Here is a 16,912-nt window from a genome sequence, read left to right as displayed (position 1 = left end):
TCTTTCTCCGTCTCTTCTCCGGCCTCAAGTTGGGCAAGCTCGCCACCAGCGGGGGAAGCATGCTGCTGTCGCTGGCGGTATATGCCACGATATGGGGCTGAAGAATCGCTATTCTTCCTGCTGTGCATCGCTAGGCGCGGCAAGCGGAAGTAAGATGCCCCCCAAATTGTATGATAAGCAGGCGCAAGATTGGTACTCCAGCCAAAACGACAAGAAAGAGCTCCGCGGCATGCGTACCAACTGAGAAAATGAGATGCGTCTGAAAAACTGCCACAACTTCCACGATTTTCGCCGAATGGCCAAGCAGCGCCTTCCCGGACCGATTTTCAACTACATCGACGGTGCGGCCGACGACGAAGTCACGCATTGCCGCAATACACGAGCCTTCGAAGATTGCGACCTGGTGCCGAACGTGCTGCGCGGCGTGACCGATGTGGACATGTCGGTGACGATCATGGGTCAGAGGCTAGCCATGCCGGTCTATTGCTCGCCGACGGCGCTGCAGCGATTGTTCCATCCCCAAGGCGAGCGCGCGGTGGCGGCGGCCGCTGGCAAATACGGCACCATGTTCGGCGTTTCCTCACTCGGCACCGTAAGCCTCGAAGAAGCGCGCAAGATCAGCGGCGCTCCGCAGGTTTATCAGTTCTATTTCCACAGGGATCGCGGCTTGAACCGCGAGATGATGAATCGCGCCAAGCAGGCCGGTGTAGAGGTCATGATGCTGACCGTTGACAGCATCACCGGCGGCAACAGGGAGCGTGACAAGCGCACCGGCTTCGCCATCCCGTTCAAGCTGAATCTGGCTGGTATGGCGCAGTTCGCGATCAAGCCGGCTTGGGCGATCAACTATTTCACGCATGAAAGCTTCAAGCTGCCGCAGCTCGACACCCATGTCGACATGGGTAGTGGCACCATGTCCATCAGTCGCTACTTCACCGAGATGCTTGACCCGTCGATGAATTGGGACGACGTGGCTGAGATGGTGCAGCACTGGGGTGGGCAGTTCTGCCTCAAGGGTATCATGTCGGCCGCAGACGCCAGACGCGCAGTGGAGATCGGCTGCACGGGGATCGTGCTTTCCAACCACGGCGGTCGGCAGCTTGACGGTTCGCGCAGCGCCTTTGACCAACTGGCGGAGATTGTCGACGCGGTAGGCGATAGGATCGACGTCATCATGGACGGCGGCGTGCAGCGCGGGACTCACGTACTCAAGGCTCTGTCGCTCGGAGCCAAGGCAGTGGGCGTCGGCCGCTATTATCTCTTCCCTCTGGCTGCTGCTGGCCAGGCCGGGGTAGAACGTGCGCTTGAGCAGATGCGGATCGAGATCGAACGCGGCATGAAGCTGATGGGCGTAACATCTCTCGACCAGCTGTCGCGCGAGAACCTGCGCTTCCATGCTACCGGCTTCACTTCTTCGCGCTACTCGTCGTAATATCGATGATCCGGGGCCTGCGCCTCGCTGGTCGCTCGCGTGAATCGCGGACGGCTGGTATCTCTCGCTCACTCAAACGATCGAAGGAAGCCCGATGGCACGCGTGCGCTGTATCACCGAAATGGGCATGGGCGTCGACGTTCACGGCCGCGACGCCACCAAGGCCGCCAAGCGCGCCGTTTCCGACGCCATCCGCCACTCCAGCCTCGGCTTCTTCAGGATGCTGGGGAAGACCGCCAACGACATGTTCGTCGAGGTCACCGTCGCGGTGCCGGACCCGAGCGGGGTCGACACTGCGGCTGTTGCCAAGGAACTGCCGTATGGCACCGTGAACGTGACGGCGGTCAAGGGCGGGCTGGAAGTGCCGGCCGAGAGCGGAAGCGACTCCATCATCATCGCGAACGCCGCCGTGATTGTGAGTTTCGACGACGGCAAGACCGGCTAAACAAGACTGGCTAAATTCGTTTAGCGCCAATCAGGCCGAACGCCGAATCCGCGATCAACCAGAAGACCTGGAGCCCCCCATGACGACGCAAGACAGCAGCACTTATTGGAAGCGGGGGCGGGTGGAGTTGCGCGCCGCCGGATTCGATCCGGATCGTGCCGCGCAGACCAACGCGGTGGTGACGATAGCCAGCGCCTACACCAATGCCCATCGCTGCAATAATCGCGTGCGCGCCATCACCGATCTGCTGGTCGAACTCCTGGCGGAGCGCGGCGGGCAGGGGCTGATCGTCGGTGCGCCGGCGGTGTCGGATGCCCTGACGCAGGGCACGCCGACGGCAGGCTACAGCCTCGCCTCGCGCGACGTCGTCGCCGACTGCTTCGAGATCGGTCACTACGCGCACCATGGCGACGCCATGATCGTGATTTCCGGCTGCGACAAGACCGGTGCGGCCGCGCTGATGCCACTCGCGCGCACCAATGCCTTCGGGCTCGTGCTCTATCCCGGCACCGGCACGCCGGGCCGCGTCTCGTTCGGGGCATGGGCCGCCAAGGGCAACAACATCACGATCCTCGATTACGCCGAGGCGCGCGCCGCCAACGAGTCCGGCCGGCTTTCCGGCGAGGAATTGCTGGAAGTCGAGCGCAACGTGATGCCCGGCAGCGGTACCTGCGGCGCGATGTTTACGGCCAACACCATGAGCACGATTGCGGAAGCGATTGGCATGATGCTGCCACGCGGCGCTTCGCATCCCGCCGACTACAACGCGGGCAGCGACATTCACGCCGACGTCCGCGCGCAGGCGCACGCCTCGGTCGATGCGCTGTACCGGCTGATGGAGGCCGGCATCCGGCCGCGCGACATCATGACCGAGCGGGCGTTCGAGAACGCGATCACCACCGTCTATGCCATGGGCGGTTCGACCAACATGTATCTGCATCTGCTCGCGGTGGCGCGTGAGGCCCAGGTGCCGATCACGATCGAGCGCATCCAGGAGGTCGGCGAGCGCGTTCCGCTGCTGGCCAATCTGCAGCCGCATGGCCCGTTCGCGATGGGAAGCCTCCATGCGATCGGCGGCGTGCCGGTTGTGATGAAGGAATTGCTTCGCGCGGGCCTTCTGCATGGCGACGTCATGACGGCGACCGGCAAGACGCTGGCGGAAAATCTCGCCGATGTGCCGACACTGGAGCAGATGCCGCCGCAGGAGATCGTTTTTCCGGTGTCGAAACCAATCGCGCCGGCGAACAATCACATCAGCGTCCTCAAAGGCAATCTGGCGCCGGAGAGTTGTTTGCTCAAGCTGTCGGGCAAGGCGCTCGAGAAGGGTCAGTTTCGTGGCATTGCGCGCGTCTTCGAATCCGAAGCCGATACGATGGCCGCCATCCGCGCCGGCGAGATCGTGTCGGGCAACGTCATCGTGGTGCGCAATGTCGGCCCGGTTGGTGGACCCGGCATGCCCGAAATGGTGATGCTGACGATCCAGTTGCAGGGGCGGGGCCTCGGCGAGGATGTGGCGCTGATCACCGACGGCCGCTTTTCCGGCGTGTCGCACGGCATCCTGATCGGCCACGTCTCCCCGGAAGCCGCGCGCGGCGGCCCGATCGCCGCGGTGCGCGACGGCGATACGATCGTGATCGATCCGACCGCCCGTGCCGTGAACCTCGAAGTGCCAGCGGAAGAGATCGCCCGCCGCATGGCCGACTGGCGCGCGCCTGCCTCATTAGCCGCGGTACGGCCGGGATCGGTGCACGACAAGTACATCCGGCTCGTGTCGTCGGCGCATTATGGATGTGTGCTGTGAGCCTGCGAGAATCCATGAAATCGGTTGCGTTTTAGTATTGCTACAACTAGATGTTCATGATCTGTTCTAGTCTATCATGGACGAGTTTGCAAGCCGTAGTAGTGCCCGATTATTCCTCGCGGCTATTCCCGATGCAGGCACGGCAGAGCGAATTCACCAATTGGCACGCGTACTCAAGCGCGCGCATCATTTCGACGGCAAGCTCATTGCGCCTGAGCGGCTGCACGTTTCGCTGTTCGCTCTCAGCGGGTTGCCTGAGGGCTTTGCGCCGCGTGGGAGGCGGCCATGGATGTGCGAACCGAGCCATTCGAGGTCTCGTTCGATCGCACGGCAAGCTTTCAGGGGCGGCCCGGCAATCGCCCGTTCGTACTGGTCGGAGAGAAAGGATTGCGCCGGCTACAGTCGTTTCGGCAAATGCTCGGCGCCGCGATGACGCGAAGAGGGTTGAGGCGGCTGGCCAACACGAATTTCACGCCACACGTCACGTTGTTGTATGACGCGCTTAGCGTAGACGAATATCCAATCGAACCGATTGGCTGGACGGTTACGGAGTTCGTACTCGTCCGCAGCTTGAACGGCCACGAGCACCTCGTACGATGGCCTCTGTGGGTATGACAGGTAATTAGCAGTGTTATCCAGCGGGCATTCCGCGACGTATTATTTCGTCATGGTGAGCCGCTGCATCATCTCCTCGATCGAATTGAACAGATGCGTCGGTCTCGCCGCCTGCAGTGCGCTCGGAAGTGCATAGCCCCAAGCCACCGCGCCGGAATCCATGTCGGCGGCTCTGGCTGCCTCGATGTCGCGGATCTCGTCACCGATGCAGATCGTCTCCGAGGGCTTCGCTCCAAGCTTTCGTGCGACGCGTCGAAATTTCCAGTGCTTGCCGAACACCGCCGCACCGCAGTCGAAGCGGGTGATCAGGCTAATAGCGGGGCCGAGTACTTGCCGGACGGAGGCTTCGCTGTCGGAACTGACGATGGCGGTCTTGATGTCGAGGCCTTGCAGGTCGGTCAGCATGGCCGGGATGCCAGAGAACAGCGATATCTCGCTTGCGGCGGCGAGCTTGCGCTTTCGCATGTCGCTGACGATGGCCGGCAGTTGCCATGTGGATACGTTGAGCCGTGTCATGATTTCGCGGGCGGACAGGCCGCGCAACCCCTCCATTTCCTCGGCGGGAACGGGCGCGAGGTTGAACCGCGCGATCATGTCGTGAAAGGACGCGCGAAACCACGGGAGCGAGTCGGCCAGCGTGCCGTCAAAGTCGAAAATGACAAGGCGATAGCGGGGCATGAGGAAAGGCCTTCAGCGGCTCAATTATCGTCGCCGCTGAAGTACGCCGGCTTGCCCGTGGTCCAGGTCTCGCCCCAGAGCTGGCCGCCGCCGTCTACTGTCAGCGTTTCACCGGTCACGAACTTCGCGGATGGTCCGGCGAGGAAGACGCTGGCCTCGGCGACGTCCCATGGCGAGCCGACGCGCATCATCGGGTTCGAGCGCGGGTAGGCGGCGCGGGCTTCCGGCGAATAGACGTTCCAGCCTTCGGTTTCGATCGCGCCGGGCGCCACGCAGTTGACCCGGATGTTCAAGGGAGCCCATTCGACCGCGACTGCGCGCGAGAGCCCGATCACGCCGCTTCGCGCCGCGATGGTGTGGGCTATGCCGTAGAGGCCGTGTGTCGTCACGACCACGATGTTGACAATGCTGCCGGGATGCTTGTGGTCGCGCCAGCGCTGCGCGGCGGCCTGCATCATGTACCAGGTGCCGTTCAGATTGGTGTTGATGACGGCATTCCAGCCCTTCACCGAAAAATCGATCGCAGCCTGCGGAAATTGTCCGCCGGCGCTGTTGATGAGGCCGTCGACGCGGCCATGCGCGGCCCAGATCGTGTCGAAGAGGGCGCTGACCGCATCGGGCTCCCTGATATCGGCGACATGCGCGGATGCCTTGAGACCGCGGCCCGCCAATTGGGCCACGAGCGCATCGAGCTTGCCTCCGTCGCGCCCGACCACGGCGACATGCGCGCCCAGCCGCGCGAACAGCCAGGCGATCGCCCGCCCGATGCCGCCGGCGCCGCCCGTTACGACGACGACCTGATCCTTACATGCATCGACCGCGAACATGGTCGGATGAGTCGCAAGCTCCTCATCAGTGAGGCCGAGCTTCGCCGGAGACGGTTGATCGGTCATGAACGGCGCGGGCCCTTGTTATATGCGGCATCAGCCGTACATTAGCCGCGCAACAACAACCATGCAAAACGAGTTTCGATGTCCGATCTCTCCGCCTTCCCGATCACCAAACGCTGGCCCGCCAAACATCCCGACCGCCTCCAGCTCTATTCGCTGCCGACGCCGAACGGCGTCAAGGTCTCGATCATGCTGGAAGAGATCGGATTACCCTACGAGGTGCATCTGGTCGACTTCAACAAGGACGACCAGAAGACGCCCGAATTCCTGTCGCTGAATCCGAACGGCAAGATCCCGGCCATCCTCGATCCGGATGGGCCTGGCGGCAAGCCGCTGCCGCTGTTCGAGTCCGGGGCGATCCTGCAATATCTCGCTGACAAGACCGGCAAGCTTCTGCCAGCCGATCCGGCGCGACGATACCAGACCATCCAGTGGCTGCACTTTCAGATGGGCGGCATCGGGCCGATGTTCGGGCAGGTCGGCTTCTTCCACAAATTCGCCGGCAAGGAATATGAGGACAAGCGGCCGCTCCAGCGTTACGTCGCCGAGTCGAAGCGCCTGCTGGACGTGGTGGAGACGCGGCTTGCCGGACGGCAATGGATCATGGACGATGAATATACCATTGCCGACATTTCCATGCTCGGCTGGGTGCGTAACCTGATCGGCTTCTACGGTGCGCGCGATCTCGTCGCGTTCGATACGCTGAAGCAGGTGCCGGTATGGCTGGAACGCGGTCTCGCCCGGCCGGCGGTGCAGCGCGGACTCGAGATTCCGAAGCGGCCGTGAGCAACTGGATGCCGCCGCACCTTCCACAAGCGGCGGTTAACATCGTTCAGCGCGCGAGTGAAATGCCTTTCACGCGGGCCGATGGCCGTTCGAAGTCAACCTCTCGGCGACAAGGCCATCCATCAGTTGCTTCAGCGCCATGTCGTAGTCGGAAAAGTTGCCGCCTGCAGCGATGGCGATAGCCGCCCGGTCGAAGGCCGCAGAGATGATATTGGCCACGGCGATGAGCGAGGTTTCAGGGGAGGGGCGGATCACCGCTTCCAGGCCTTCCAACAAAGTTCGGCGGCTATGTTTGGCGTCGATGGCATCCACGGTCTCAAAACCCAGAACGGCTGGCGCTTCGATCAGGATCAGGCGTGTTCGTCCTTCCTTCTGCATCGCGCGCAAGTACGCAGAAGCGCCCGTATGGAGCATCTGCATCGGAGCGTCTGTCGCCGAAGCCGCGTCCTCGATCTCGGCGGCAACAGCGGCGGACTCAGCCTCGACCAAGGCGAGATAGAGGGCCCTTTTGTCCTCGAAATGGTGGTAGAGCGCACCCCGCGTCACTCCCGCTTGCGCGGCAATCTCGGGGGTTCCGGTGGCGGCATATCCTTTTGCGATAAAAAGCGTCTTCGCCGCTTCAAGCACCCTCCCACGAGTGGTCGCGCTGCGGTCGATGTTGCTCCTGCGTCCTTTTATCACTTGCATGCATACAGCCTGTATGTTTATGTCTGCATACAGACTGTATGTTTTTTAGCCGCGGAGAACAAGGATGCAGATCACGAGCTATTACCCGGTACTGATGGTCGACAATGTCGCCGCGACCTCGGCATTTTATCGAACGCACTTTGATTTCGAGCCGGCGTTCGAGGCGGACTGGTACGTACATCTGCAATCGAAAGTGCAAGAGAACGTTGCCCTGGCGATCCTGGCAGGCGATCACGACACGATCCCCGCGAAAGCGCGCGGCTCTGCGCGCGGTGTTCTGATCAATTTTGAAGTTCAAGACGTCGATGAGGTCTATGGCAGGCTTCGTGCAGCCGGGCTGCCTATCCTGCTTCCGCTCCGCGATGAGCCCTTCGGTCAGCGGCACTTCATCACTGAAGATCCCAACGGCGTATTGATCGATGTGATCACGCCGATTCCACCATCAGCCGAGTACCTGGAGTCTTACGCCAGGAACTGATGCTGGTGGCGGCGATTCTGTTCAGGTCGGCAAACCGCTACACTCCCCGTTTGAGCAACTCATATACAACCGGGTTATCGGCGCATGCCCCAAAGCCGCATTCCAAAAGCGTCGTTACCACGTTCGCCGCCGTCAGCGCGATCACGAGCCACACCGCTGTCTGCGCGAAGGCGCCGCCGGTGGCCGGCAGGACGGCTTTGTCCTCTTCGAACTGCCGGTCGAACAGCATCACGGCGGCAACAAGGACGATGGCGGTGATGAAGCCGATCAGCGCCCAGGTGTAATAATGATAGCCGAGCAACGCCGAACCATAGCCGGCGTCGCCAGGCATAATGTGCAGCAGCACCTGCCGGGTTGACGCCACCGCGCCTGCGACCGCCGCCAGCAGCGACATCGCATAGTGGCTGGGGCGGGGGCCGAAGCGGATATTGAGGATCGGTCCGACGGCCAGCGCCGCGAACAGGATGCGCTGCAGCAGGCAGAGCGGACAGGGCAGCTCATGCAGGATGAACTGCGCCGCATAGGCGGCCGCGAGCACCAGCGCCACCGCGTAGAGGCTGAGTGCATTCAGCGTATTGGCGCTCGTCTGGTTCATGCGTCCCTCAGAACGACAGTTTCAGCGTATCGGTCGCGTGGTGCAGATAGGTGGCGACGCACGCGATCAGGACGGCCCCAAACAGGGCTAGCGCCAATGGGCGTGGACCGCGCCAGGCGATCAGCATCACGATGGCCGTGGCCAGAAACAGCAGGGTGAATTCCATCGGTCGTCCGGGAAGCGAGTGACGCGCCAGTCTATGATAGATTCGCTGGCGGGCTCTGCAAAAAATCGGTCTGCTCGCGGCGAAATCGGCGGCGCAAATGAGCTGATGGCATCACGCCACATGAATGTGATTGTCCTGCCGTCTCGCTCTATTCCATGCTGATCCTCCCGCCCGGAGCAATCCCATGGCTACCGAAACCGCCGCCCGTCCCGCCGCGCGTCATCAGCCCTGGTACAAAATCCTCTATATTCAAGTCCTGATCGCGATCGCGCTTGGCGTCCTGGTCGGCCGTTTCTTTCCCGATCTCGGCAAGGAACTGAAGCCGCTCGGCGACGGCTTCATCGCCCTGATCAAGATGATGATTGCGCCGGTAATCTTCTGCACAGTGGTGCACGGCATTTCGTCGATGGGTGATCTGAAACGTGTCGGCCGCGTCGGACTGAAGGCGCTGATCTATTTCGAGGTTGTCTCGACGGTGGCGCTGGCGGTCGGCCTCATCGTCGGCAAAATCCTACAGCCCGGCCGTGGCTTCAACATCGACCCGGCGACGATCGATCCGAATTCCGTTGCGACTTACGTTACCAAGGCGAAGGAAGAGGGTATCATCGCGCATCTGCTTGCGATCATTCCCGACAGCTATTTCGGCGCACTCGCCCGCGGCGACCTGCTGCAGGTCCTGCTGGTGTCGATCCTGTCAGGCTTTGCCATCGCATTTCTGGGCAAGGCCGGCGAGCCGATCTCTCAGGCCGTGGATCAGGCTGCGAAGATGTTCTTTCGCATCATCCGCATGATTGTGCGCCTGGCACCGCTCGGCGCCTTCGGCGCGATGGCGTTCACCGTCGGCGCCTACGGCCTCACTTCGCTGTGGAATTTGTTCGCGCTGATCGCGACCTTCTATCTGACCAGCATTCTGTTCGTGTTGATCGTTCTTGGTTCGATCGCGCGGCTCTCGGGCTTCTCGATCATTCGCTTCATCCTTTATATCAAGGACGAACTGCTGATCGTGCTCGGCACCTCATCCTCGGAATCCGTTCTGCCGCAGTTGATGCAAAAGATGGAGCATTTAGGCGCGTCGCGGCCGGTGGTCGGCCTTGTCGTTCCGACCGGCTACAGCTTCAATCTCGACGGCACCAATATCTACATGACGTTGGCGACGCTGTTCCTGGCGCAGGCGACCAACACCCACCTGACGATCTGGCAGGAGCTCGGCATTCTCGGCATTGCCATCATCACCTCGAAGGGAGCCTCCGGCGTCACGGGGGCGGGCTTCATCACGCTTGCGGCGACGCTTTCGATCGTCCCCGACATACCGATCCAGTCGATCGCCATCCTTGTCGGCATCGACAAGTTCATGAGCGAATGCCGGGCGCTAACCAATCTCATCGGCAACGGCGTCGCCTGCATCGTCATCAGCCGCTCGGAAGGTGAACTTGACAAAGACAAGCTGCACGAGACGATGGCGAATCCGATCGAACTGGGTGAGGCGCTCGAGCGGGGTGCGGCGTAAGCGGTAACGGATCAATTTGGCGGGACAGAATGACAAAACCCATCACCATCTATGGCATCAAGAACTGTGACACCATGAAGAAGGCGCGCGCCTGGCTTGACGATCACGGCGTGGCTTACGACTTTCACGACTACAAGCTTGCCGGCATCGCCAAGGACAAGCTCAAGCAATGGTCCGACGAAGTTGGCTGGGAAACGCTGCTCAACCGCGCGGGCACGACATTCAAGAAGCTGCCGGACGGCGACAAGGAAGGCCTGAACGAGCGCAAGGCGCTGGCCCTGATGCTGGCGCAGCCCTCGATGATCAAGCGCCCGGTGCTCGACCTCGGCGGCAAATTGCTGGTCGGATTCAAGCCGGACGTCTACGGCAAGGAAGTGCCGTCCAAATCGCGTGGGCGCAAGGCCTAAGCCATTTCGTTCCGATTGAATCGGACCGGGGCTCTGGATTCCTGGTTTGACGCGTTTTCTTGCCGCGAACCGACCTCCACCCTCGGATCAAGTCCGAGGGCATGCTTCGCTGGAAAACGCTTTAGTCGAGCTCGATAACTTCGCTGGATGAATGCGAGCCTGCTTGAGCCGGTACGAAAGCGCGATCGATGATTGCTCTAACCAGAATCGCGGGCTCGGCTTTCGGCCTCAGGCCCATGAGATTGGTGATCTTGAAGCCGCCTTCAATACTGATGCTCTTGAAGGAGCCGACGATCTGCTGGACGGCCTCTCCGCTGCCGAACGGCATCAGCAGCCGCTCGTAGGACACCTCCTTGCCGTCGGCGTCCTGCACCGTCGAGATCGAATAGACCGGCCGCTTGTGCCGAAGGCAGGTGCGATAAAGATCGACAACGTTGGCATATCGCTCGGGCCCGACTTTCTCGTCGAGAAAGCGCGGCCGTTCGGCGGGATCGATGCGCTCGTTGCCGTAGGTGGTTGCCAGCCTGGCGCCTTGATGCGTGATCAGGAAACGTGCGTCGTCGCCATCGCCGACAACGTCATATCCCATCATGTCGACCATCTCGTCGTCGATGCGATCCAGGTGAAAATCCCGGAGGAGAGGCATCAGCCGCTGCTTGCCGGCCGCGCGCAGCCATTCGTTCAGGAGATGGCGCTGCCTGATCGATTTGACGACCGAAGGATCGGCACTTTCGAATTGCATGGCGGCTTAATTGAATTCGAGTTCATCGCCGGACGGAATGCGGCCCGGCGCGCGATGGAAGAGATCGCGGTCGATGATGGTGCGCAGCTTCGGCACCGGCAGCTTGTCGTTTCCGCGCATCAGGTTCTTGATCTCGAAGCCGCCGTCCTCGCTGATGGTCTTCAGGGAAGCGATGATGTGGGTAACGCTGCCGTCGTCGGAGAACGGCAGCAACAGCCGCTCATAGGCGACGATTCGCCCGTAGATGTCATCGATAGTGGCGATGGTATAGGCGGGAAGGCGGCGCGCGATGCATTCATGATAGACCGGCATCACGATCGGAGCGAGCCTTGCGCCCAGATACTCGTCGAGATAGCGGCCCTTGCCGGTATTCCCATAAGCGGTCGACATCCGCGTGCCGTCGCTCTGGATAGTCAGGCGTGGCGGCTGCGTGCTGGTATCGACGGTGTATAATACCAGGTCAGGAAGTTCGTCCTCGATCCGTGCCGGCTGGTATTCCGACATGCGCGGTATCGACTGGTCGCGGGCGTATTGCCGCAGCCAGGTGTTCAGCAGGTCGCGCTGTTTGATCGATTTGACGACCGACGGTCCGGCGCTTTGAAATTCCAAGGCGGCAATTCCTGACTATCTAAATCGCGCGATGATGCGCTCTCGGCGGAAATATTGTATGAAAGCGTCTGATTGCAGCAGAACACCGTTAACGATGGCTTGCCGGCGAGAAGATCGCGGCTGAGCGCGGACGGCGGGCCAGCCGGACCGGCCAGCCGGCGCAATTCGACTTATGGCGCATCCGGAACCGGCACGCGCGTTTTCCCCGTGGCAGCTTTCCACCTTGCCTAACCCATACCGTTGACGGCATATTCCGGCCCGGAGGCGGCGGGCGCGGGACGGATTCCAGGACGTCCGGCAGAGCCTGCCTGAACAGGGAAAAATTGGCCGCGCGCGAGCGAACTCGCGGAGACGGCTGACGGGGGAAATTTGTTTGGCTGATGAGTTCATTCTCGAAACCCACGGATTGACCAAGGAGTTCGCGGGTTTCTTCGCCGTTCGCGATGTCGCTCTCAAGGTGCGCCGCGGCAGTATTCATGCGTTGATCGGGCCGAACGGCGCCGGCAAGACGACATGCTTCAACCTGCTGACCAAGTTCTTGAGGCCGTCGGCAGGCCAGATCCTTTACAAGGGGCAGGACATCACCGCGATGGCGCCGGCCGACGTGGCCCGCCTCGGGCTGGTGCGTTCGTTCCAGATTTCAGCGGTGTTTCCGCACCTGACGGCGCTGGAGAACGTCCGCGTCGCCTTGCAGCGCCAGCACGGCGCTTCGTTCGATTTCTGGCGTTCCAAGAGCGTGCTCGACCGCTTCAACGGCCGCGCGCATGAGCTTCTCAACGATGTGGGCCTGAGCGAGTTTGCCACCACGCCCGCGGTCGAGATGCCTTATGGGCGCAAGCGCGCGCTGGAGATCGCGACGACGCTGGCGCTCGACCCCGAGATGATGCTGCTCGACGAGCCGATGGCCGGCATGGGCCATGAAGACATCGACAAGATCGCGGCGTTGATCAAGCGCATTTCGGCGAAGTACACCATTCTGATGGTCGAACATAATCTCTCCGTGGTCGCCAACCTGTCCGATATCATTACGGTGCTGACGCGCGGGCAGGTGCTGGCCGAAGGCAATTATGCCGAACTGTCCAAGGACGAGCGCGTCCAGGAAGCCTATCTGGGGGCCGGTCATGCCTGAGTTGAAAATGGCCGAAGCTGCCGCCAAACCGGGGGGCGCGGAAATTCTTTCCGTTTCCGACCTGCAGGCCTGGTACGGCGAATCCCACATCCTTCACGGCATCAACTTCAATGTGAAGGCCGGCGAGGTGGTCACGCTGCTCGGCCGCAACGGCGCCGGCAAGACCACGACGCTGAAGTCGGTAATGGGAATTATCGGCAAGCGCACCGGCTCGATCCGCTTCAACAATGAAGACATCATCCGCGCCTCGTCCGACCGGATCGCCCGGATGGGCATCGCGTTCTGTCCCGAGGAGCGGGGCATTTTCGCCAGCCTCGACGTGCGCGAAAACCTGCTGCTGCCGCCGATCGTGCGCAGCGGCGGGCTGTCGCTCGACCAGATCTTCGAGCTGTTTCCGAACCTGAAGGAGCGCCTCAACAGCCAGGGCACCAAGCTTTCGGGCGGCGAGCAGCAGATGCTCGCGATCGCCAGAATCCTGCGCACCGGCGCGCGCTTCCTGATGCTGGACGAGCCGACCGAGGGTCTCGCGCCCGTCATCATCCAGCAGATCGGCCACACCATCGCGCGGCTGAAGTCGGAAGGCTTCACCATCCTGCTGGTCGAGCAGAATTTCCGCTTCGCCTCGACGGTGGCCGACCGCTACTACATCGTCGAGCACGGCAAGGTCATCGACGGGTTTGCGAATTCGGAGCTGTCGGCCAACATGGACAAGCTCCACACCTATCTCGGCGTCTGATCGTTACTGCGACTGCACTCAGGATTAATGGAGACAATATGAAACATCGCATTTCAGCTCTTTTCCTCGGCACTGCCCTGGCGTTTGCCGCAGGCGGCGCCCTGGCACAGGACAAGAACGTCAAGATCGGCGTTCTCACCGACAATTCCGGGCTTTACTCCGACCTCGGCGGCGCGGGCTCCACGCTCGCCGCTCAGATGGCGGTCGAGGATTCGGGCCTCGCGGGCAAGGGCTGGAAGATCGACATCATCTCCGCCGACCACCAGAACAAGCCCGACATAGCCACCACCATCGCGCGTCAATGGATCGACGTTGAAAAGGTCGACATCTTCATGGATGTGCTGAACTCCGGCGTTGCGCTGGCGGTCAACAATCTGGTGAAGGAAAAGAACGCCGTCATGATCAATACCGGCGCGGCGACGTCGGACCTCACCAATGCCCAATGCTCGCCGAACACTATTCATTGGGTCTACGACACCTACATGCTCGCCAACAGCACCGGGCAGGCGCTGGTGAAAGCCGGCGGCGACACCTGGTACTTCCTGACCGCGGACTACGCGTTCGGCCACGCGCTCGAGCGCGACACCACGGCGGTCGTGGTGAAGTCGGGCGGCAAGGTTATCGGCACGGTCAAGCACCCTCTGAATTCGTCGGACTTCTCTTCGTTCCTGCTGCAGGCGCAGGCGTCCAAGGCCAAGATCGTCGGCATGGCGAACGCCGGCGGCGACACCACGAATACCATCAAGCAGGCGTCTGAATTTGGCATCGTCGCCGGTGGCCAGAAGCTTGCCGGTCTTCTGCTGTTCATCACCGACGTGCATTCGCTGGGCCTGAAGGTGGCGCAGGGCCTCAGCTTCACGGAAACCTTCTACTGGGACCTGAACGACGGCACCCGCGCGTTTTCCAAGCGCTTCTCCGAGCGCATGAAGAACAAGGCGATGCCTTCCATGGTGCAGGCCGGTGTGTATTCGGGCCTGATCCACTATTTCAAGACGCTCGAGGCGATGAGCGGCAATCCGCATGACGGCGCCAAAGTTGTCGCCAAAATGAAGGAATTGCCGACCGACGACCCGCTGTTCGGCAAGGGCACGATCCGCGTCGACGGCCGCAAGATTCATCCGGCCTACCTGTTCGAGGTCAAGAAGCCCGCGGACTCGAAGGGACCGTGGGACTATTACAAGCTGATCGGGACCACCCCGGGTGACCAGGCCTTCCGGCCGCTTTCGGAAAGCGCCTGTCCGCTGGTAAAGAAGTAACAACGACGGCCCGCCGGCGCAGTGCCGGCGGGCGTCTTCTCGCGTCACAATGCGATTTGCGTCATAAACGAGATTGAGTGCGAAACCGATGCAAGCTCTTTACGCCCAGCTTTTGGTGGGATTGATCAACGGATCGTTCTACGCGCTGCTCAGTCTCGGGCTCGCCGTGATCTTCGGCATGCTCAACATCATCAATTTCGCTCATGGCGCGCTCTATATGATGGGCGCCTTCTGCGCGTATTTTCTGTTGAACCTCGCCGGCATCGGCTATTGGCCGGCGCTGATCATCGCACCCATCGTGGTCGGCATCTTCGGCATGATCCTGGAGCGGACCATGCTGCAATGGCTCTCCGGCCTCGACCATCTCTACGGATTGCTGCTGACGTTCGGCATCGCGCTGATCGTGCAGGGCGTGTTCCAGAATTATTTCGGCTCTTCCGGGTTGCCTTACGCAATCCCCGATGAGCTGAAGGGCGGCATGAATCTCGGCTTCATGTTCCTGCCGATCTACCGCGGCTGGGTGGTGGTGTTCTCGCTCGTGGTCTGCCTCGCCACCTGGTTCCTGATCGAGAAAACGCGGCTCGGCGCCAATCTGCGCGCTGCGACCGAAAATCCGACGCTGGTGCGCGCGTTCGGCATCAACGTGCCCAGGATGATCACGCTGACCTACGGGCTCGGCGTTGGCCTTGCCGCGCTGGCCGGCGTGTTGTCGGCCCCGATCAACCAGGTGCGGCCGCTGATGGGCGCCGACCTGATCATCGTGGTGTTCGCGGTGGTGGTGATCGGCGGCATGGGATCGATCATGGGATCGATCATTACCGGCTTTGCGCTCGGCGTGATCGAGGGACTGACAAAGTATTTTTATCCCGAAGCTTCCAACACCGTGGTGTTCGTCCTGATGGTGCTGGTGTTGCTGGTGAAGCCAACGGGACTGACGGGACGGGCGGCCTGATATGAGCGCATTGACTGACGACACACTCCCGACATCACCGCGGGCCGTCCGCGACGAAATGATCGTGTTCGCGGCGATGGCGGTGCTGCTGGCCATGGTGCCGGCGACCGGCATCTATCCGTTCTTCGTCATGCAGGCGCTGTGCTTTGCGCTGCTCGCCTGCGCGTTCAATCTCCTGATCGGCTATGGCGGCCTGCTGTCGTTCGGCCACGCGATGTTCCTGGGAACCGCGGGCTACTGCACGGCGCATGCGCTCAAGGTTTGGGGCGCAACGCCCGAGCTTGGAATTCTGGTCGGCGTCGCCGGCGCCGCCGCGCTCTCCGTCGTCACCGGCTTCATCTCGATTCGCCGGCAGGGCATCTACTTTTCGATGATCACGCTGGCGTTGTCGCAGTTGCTGTTTTTCATCTATCTGCAGGCGCCGTTCACCCACGGTGAGGACGGCATCCAGGGCATTCCGCAGGGCTACCTGTTCGGGATCTTCAACCTCGCCAAGCCTACAGTGCTTTACTACGTCGTGCTGGCCGGCTTCCTCGGCGGATTCCTCCTGATCTACCGCACCATCAACTCGCCGTTTGGCGAGGTGCTGAAATCGATCCGCGAGAACGAGCAGCGCGCGATCTCGCTGGGTTACAAGACCGACCAGTACAAGCTGCTCGCCTTCATCCTCTCCGGGACCATCGCGGGCTTTGCCGGTTCGCTGAAGGTGTTCGTGGCGCAGAACGCCTCGCTCACCGACGTGCACTGGACGATGTCGGGCGAAATCGTGCTGATGACGCTGGTCGGTGGCCTCGGAACAGTGTTCGGCCCGGTGGTCGGCGCCTTCGTTATCATCGCCATGCAGCAATATCTGGCCGGTTTCGGCCAGTGGGTGACGGTGATACAGGGCGTCATCTTCGTCGCCTGCGTGCTGACCTTCCGCCGCGGCGTGATCGGCGAGATCGCGCATTATTTCCGGAGATCGCTGTAAAAACTGCCGGTTTTGGCGCATTTTTCGGTGC

The 16,912-nt window shown here is 61.5% G+C and carries 20 protein-coding genes; 13 read left to right on the top strand and 7 right to left on the bottom strand.

Annotation, left to right across the window (positions count from 1 at the left end; translation table 11 throughout):
- Window positions 1-253: 253 nt before the first annotated feature.
- The 4 genes from KIP88_RS26020 to KIP88_RS26005 all read left to right on the top strand — a co-directional run bounded on the left by KIP88_RS26020 (window position 254) and on the right by KIP88_RS26005 (window position 4,293).
- Window positions 254-1,432 carry an alpha-hydroxy acid oxidase gene (locus tag KIP88_RS26020; RefSeq protein ID WP_214490883.1) on the top strand — a complete coding sequence of 393 codons (1,179 nt, stop codon included), beginning with the start codon at window positions 254-256 and terminating at the stop codon, window positions 1,430-1,432.
- Window positions 1,433-1,526: 94 nt separating this feature from the next.
- Entirely contained in the window at window positions 1,527-1,877 is a 351-nt protein-coding gene (locus KIP88_RS26015) for a Lin0512 family protein (RefSeq protein ID WP_214490882.1), read from the top strand.
- Between the two features lie 79 nt (window positions 1,878-1,956).
- Window positions 1,957-3,678: a dihydroxy-acid dehydratase gene (locus KIP88_RS26010; RefSeq protein ID WP_214490881.1), complete on the top strand. Its 1,722-nt coding sequence runs from the start codon at window positions 1,957-1,959 to the stop codon at window positions 3,676-3,678.
- Between the two features lie 285 nt (window positions 3,679-3,963).
- Complete coding sequence (locus KIP88_RS26005) at window positions 3,964-4,293, top strand: 2'-5' RNA ligase family protein (protein ID WP_214490880.1); 330 nt, start codon at window positions 3,964-3,966, stop codon at window positions 4,291-4,293.
- A gap of 42 nt (window positions 4,294-4,335) precedes the next feature.
- Here the strand turns inward: KIP88_RS26005 and KIP88_RS26000 are convergent, their stop codons facing one another.
- Window positions 4,336-4,971, bottom strand: coding sequence for an HAD hydrolase-like protein (locus KIP88_RS26000; protein ID WP_214490879.1), 636 nt, complete (start codon window positions 4,969-4,971; stop codon window positions 4,336-4,338).
- A gap of 20 nt (window positions 4,972-4,991) precedes the next feature.
- A complete protein-coding gene (locus tag KIP88_RS25995; RefSeq protein ID WP_214490878.1) occupies window positions 4,992-5,864 on the bottom strand; it encodes an SDR family oxidoreductase in 873 nt (290 codons plus the stop codon).
- A 78-nt stretch (window positions 5,865-5,942) separates the two neighbouring features.
- Between KIP88_RS25995 and KIP88_RS25990 the strand changes: the two genes are divergently transcribed.
- The gene (locus KIP88_RS25990; RefSeq protein WP_214490877.1) at window positions 5,943-6,647 is read left to right on the top strand and encodes a glutathione S-transferase family protein; all 705 of its coding nucleotides are present in this window, start codon (window positions 5,943-5,945) and stop codon (window positions 6,645-6,647) included.
- 69 nt (window positions 6,648-6,716) lie between these two features.
- Here KIP88_RS25990 and KIP88_RS25985 read toward each other — a convergent pair whose 3' ends face one another.
- A complete protein-coding gene (locus KIP88_RS25985) occupies window positions 6,717-7,334 on the bottom strand; it encodes a TetR/AcrR family transcriptional regulator (protein WP_214490876.1) in 618 nt (205 codons plus the stop codon).
- Window positions 7,335-7,398: 64 nt separating this feature from the next.
- Here KIP88_RS25985 and KIP88_RS25980 point away from each other — a divergent pair, with 64 nt between their 5' ends.
- Window positions 7,399-7,812 carry a VOC family protein gene (locus KIP88_RS25980; RefSeq protein WP_214490875.1) on the top strand — a complete coding sequence of 138 codons (414 nt, stop codon included), beginning with the start codon at window positions 7,399-7,401 and terminating at the stop codon, window positions 7,810-7,812.
- Between the two features lie 37 nt (window positions 7,813-7,849).
- Here the strand turns inward: KIP88_RS25980 and KIP88_RS25975 are convergent, their stop codons facing one another.
- Together KIP88_RS25975 and KIP88_RS25970 are read right to left on the bottom strand one after the other, a co-directional pair.
- Complete coding sequence (locus KIP88_RS25975; RefSeq protein WP_214490874.1) at window positions 7,850-8,407, bottom strand: disulfide bond formation protein B; 558 nt, start codon at window positions 8,405-8,407, stop codon at window positions 7,850-7,852.
- A gap of 7 nt (window positions 8,408-8,414) precedes the next feature.
- Window positions 8,415-8,573 carry a DUF5993 family protein gene (locus KIP88_RS25970; RefSeq protein ID WP_214490873.1) on the bottom strand — a complete coding sequence of 53 codons (159 nt, stop codon included), beginning with the start codon at window positions 8,571-8,573 and terminating at the stop codon, window positions 8,415-8,417.
- A gap of 184 nt (window positions 8,574-8,757) precedes the next feature.
- Here KIP88_RS25970 and KIP88_RS25965 point away from each other — a divergent pair, with 184 nt between their 5' ends.
- A complete protein-coding gene (locus KIP88_RS25965) occupies window positions 8,758-10,080 on the top strand; it encodes a dicarboxylate/amino acid:cation symporter (protein WP_214490872.1) in 1,323 nt (440 codons plus the stop codon).
- Window positions 10,081-10,109: 29 nt separating this feature from the next.
- Window positions 10,110-10,487 (top strand): ArsC family reductase, encoded by a 378-nt coding sequence (locus tag KIP88_RS25960; RefSeq protein WP_214490871.1) that lies wholly within the window; start codon window positions 10,110-10,112, stop codon window positions 10,485-10,487.
- Between the two features lie 121 nt (window positions 10,488-10,608).
- Here KIP88_RS25960 and KIP88_RS25955 read toward each other — a convergent pair whose 3' ends face one another.
- Window positions 10,609-11,229, bottom strand: coding sequence for a hypothetical protein (locus tag KIP88_RS25955; protein ID WP_214490870.1), 621 nt, complete (start codon window positions 11,227-11,229; stop codon window positions 10,609-10,611).
- A gap of 6 nt (window positions 11,230-11,235) precedes the next feature.
- Entirely contained in the window at window positions 11,236-11,838 is a 603-nt protein-coding gene (locus KIP88_RS25950) for a PAS domain-containing protein (protein WP_214490869.1), read from the bottom strand.
- Between the two features lie 373 nt (window positions 11,839-12,211).
- On the opposite strand from KIP88_RS25950, the gene KIP88_RS25945 reads away from it, so the two are divergent.
- The 5 genes from KIP88_RS25945 to KIP88_RS25925 all read left to right on the top strand — a co-directional run bounded on the left by KIP88_RS25945 (window position 12,212) and on the right by KIP88_RS25925 (window position 16,881).
- Window positions 12,212-12,967 carry an ABC transporter ATP-binding protein gene (locus KIP88_RS25945; RefSeq protein ID WP_214490868.1) on the top strand — a complete coding sequence of 252 codons (756 nt, stop codon included), beginning with the start codon at window positions 12,212-12,214 and terminating at the stop codon, window positions 12,965-12,967.
- On the top strand, window positions 12,960-13,703 hold the full coding sequence (locus KIP88_RS25940; RefSeq protein WP_214490867.1) for an ABC transporter ATP-binding protein: 744 nt from the start codon (window positions 12,960-12,962) through the stop codon (window positions 13,701-13,703). Before KIP88_RS25945 ends, KIP88_RS25940 begins: the two co-directional genes overlap by 8 nt.
- 38 nt (window positions 13,704-13,741) lie before the next feature.
- Window positions 13,742-14,959, top strand: a complete 1,218-nt coding sequence (locus KIP88_RS25935) for an ABC transporter substrate-binding protein (protein WP_214490866.1) — start codon at window positions 13,742-13,744, stop codon at window positions 14,957-14,959.
- An 88-nt stretch (window positions 14,960-15,047) separates the two neighbouring features.
- Window positions 15,048-15,911 (top strand): branched-chain amino acid ABC transporter permease, encoded by an 864-nt coding sequence (locus KIP88_RS25930; RefSeq protein WP_214490865.1) that lies wholly within the window; start codon window positions 15,048-15,050, stop codon window positions 15,909-15,911.
- Window position 15,912: 1 nt separating this feature from the next.
- Entirely contained in the window at window positions 15,913-16,881 is a 969-nt protein-coding gene (locus KIP88_RS25925) for a branched-chain amino acid ABC transporter permease (RefSeq protein ID WP_214490864.1), read from the top strand.
- Window positions 16,882-16,912: the final 31 nt, after the last annotated feature.

Source organism: Bradyrhizobium sp. SRL28 (genome assembly GCF_018596315.1).
Taxonomy (GTDB): Bacteria; Pseudomonadota; Alphaproteobacteria; order Rhizobiales; family Xanthobacteraceae; genus Bradyrhizobium.
Note: the sequence above shows the minus strand (reverse complement) of the source record. Positions and strands in the feature narration are given on the sequence as shown.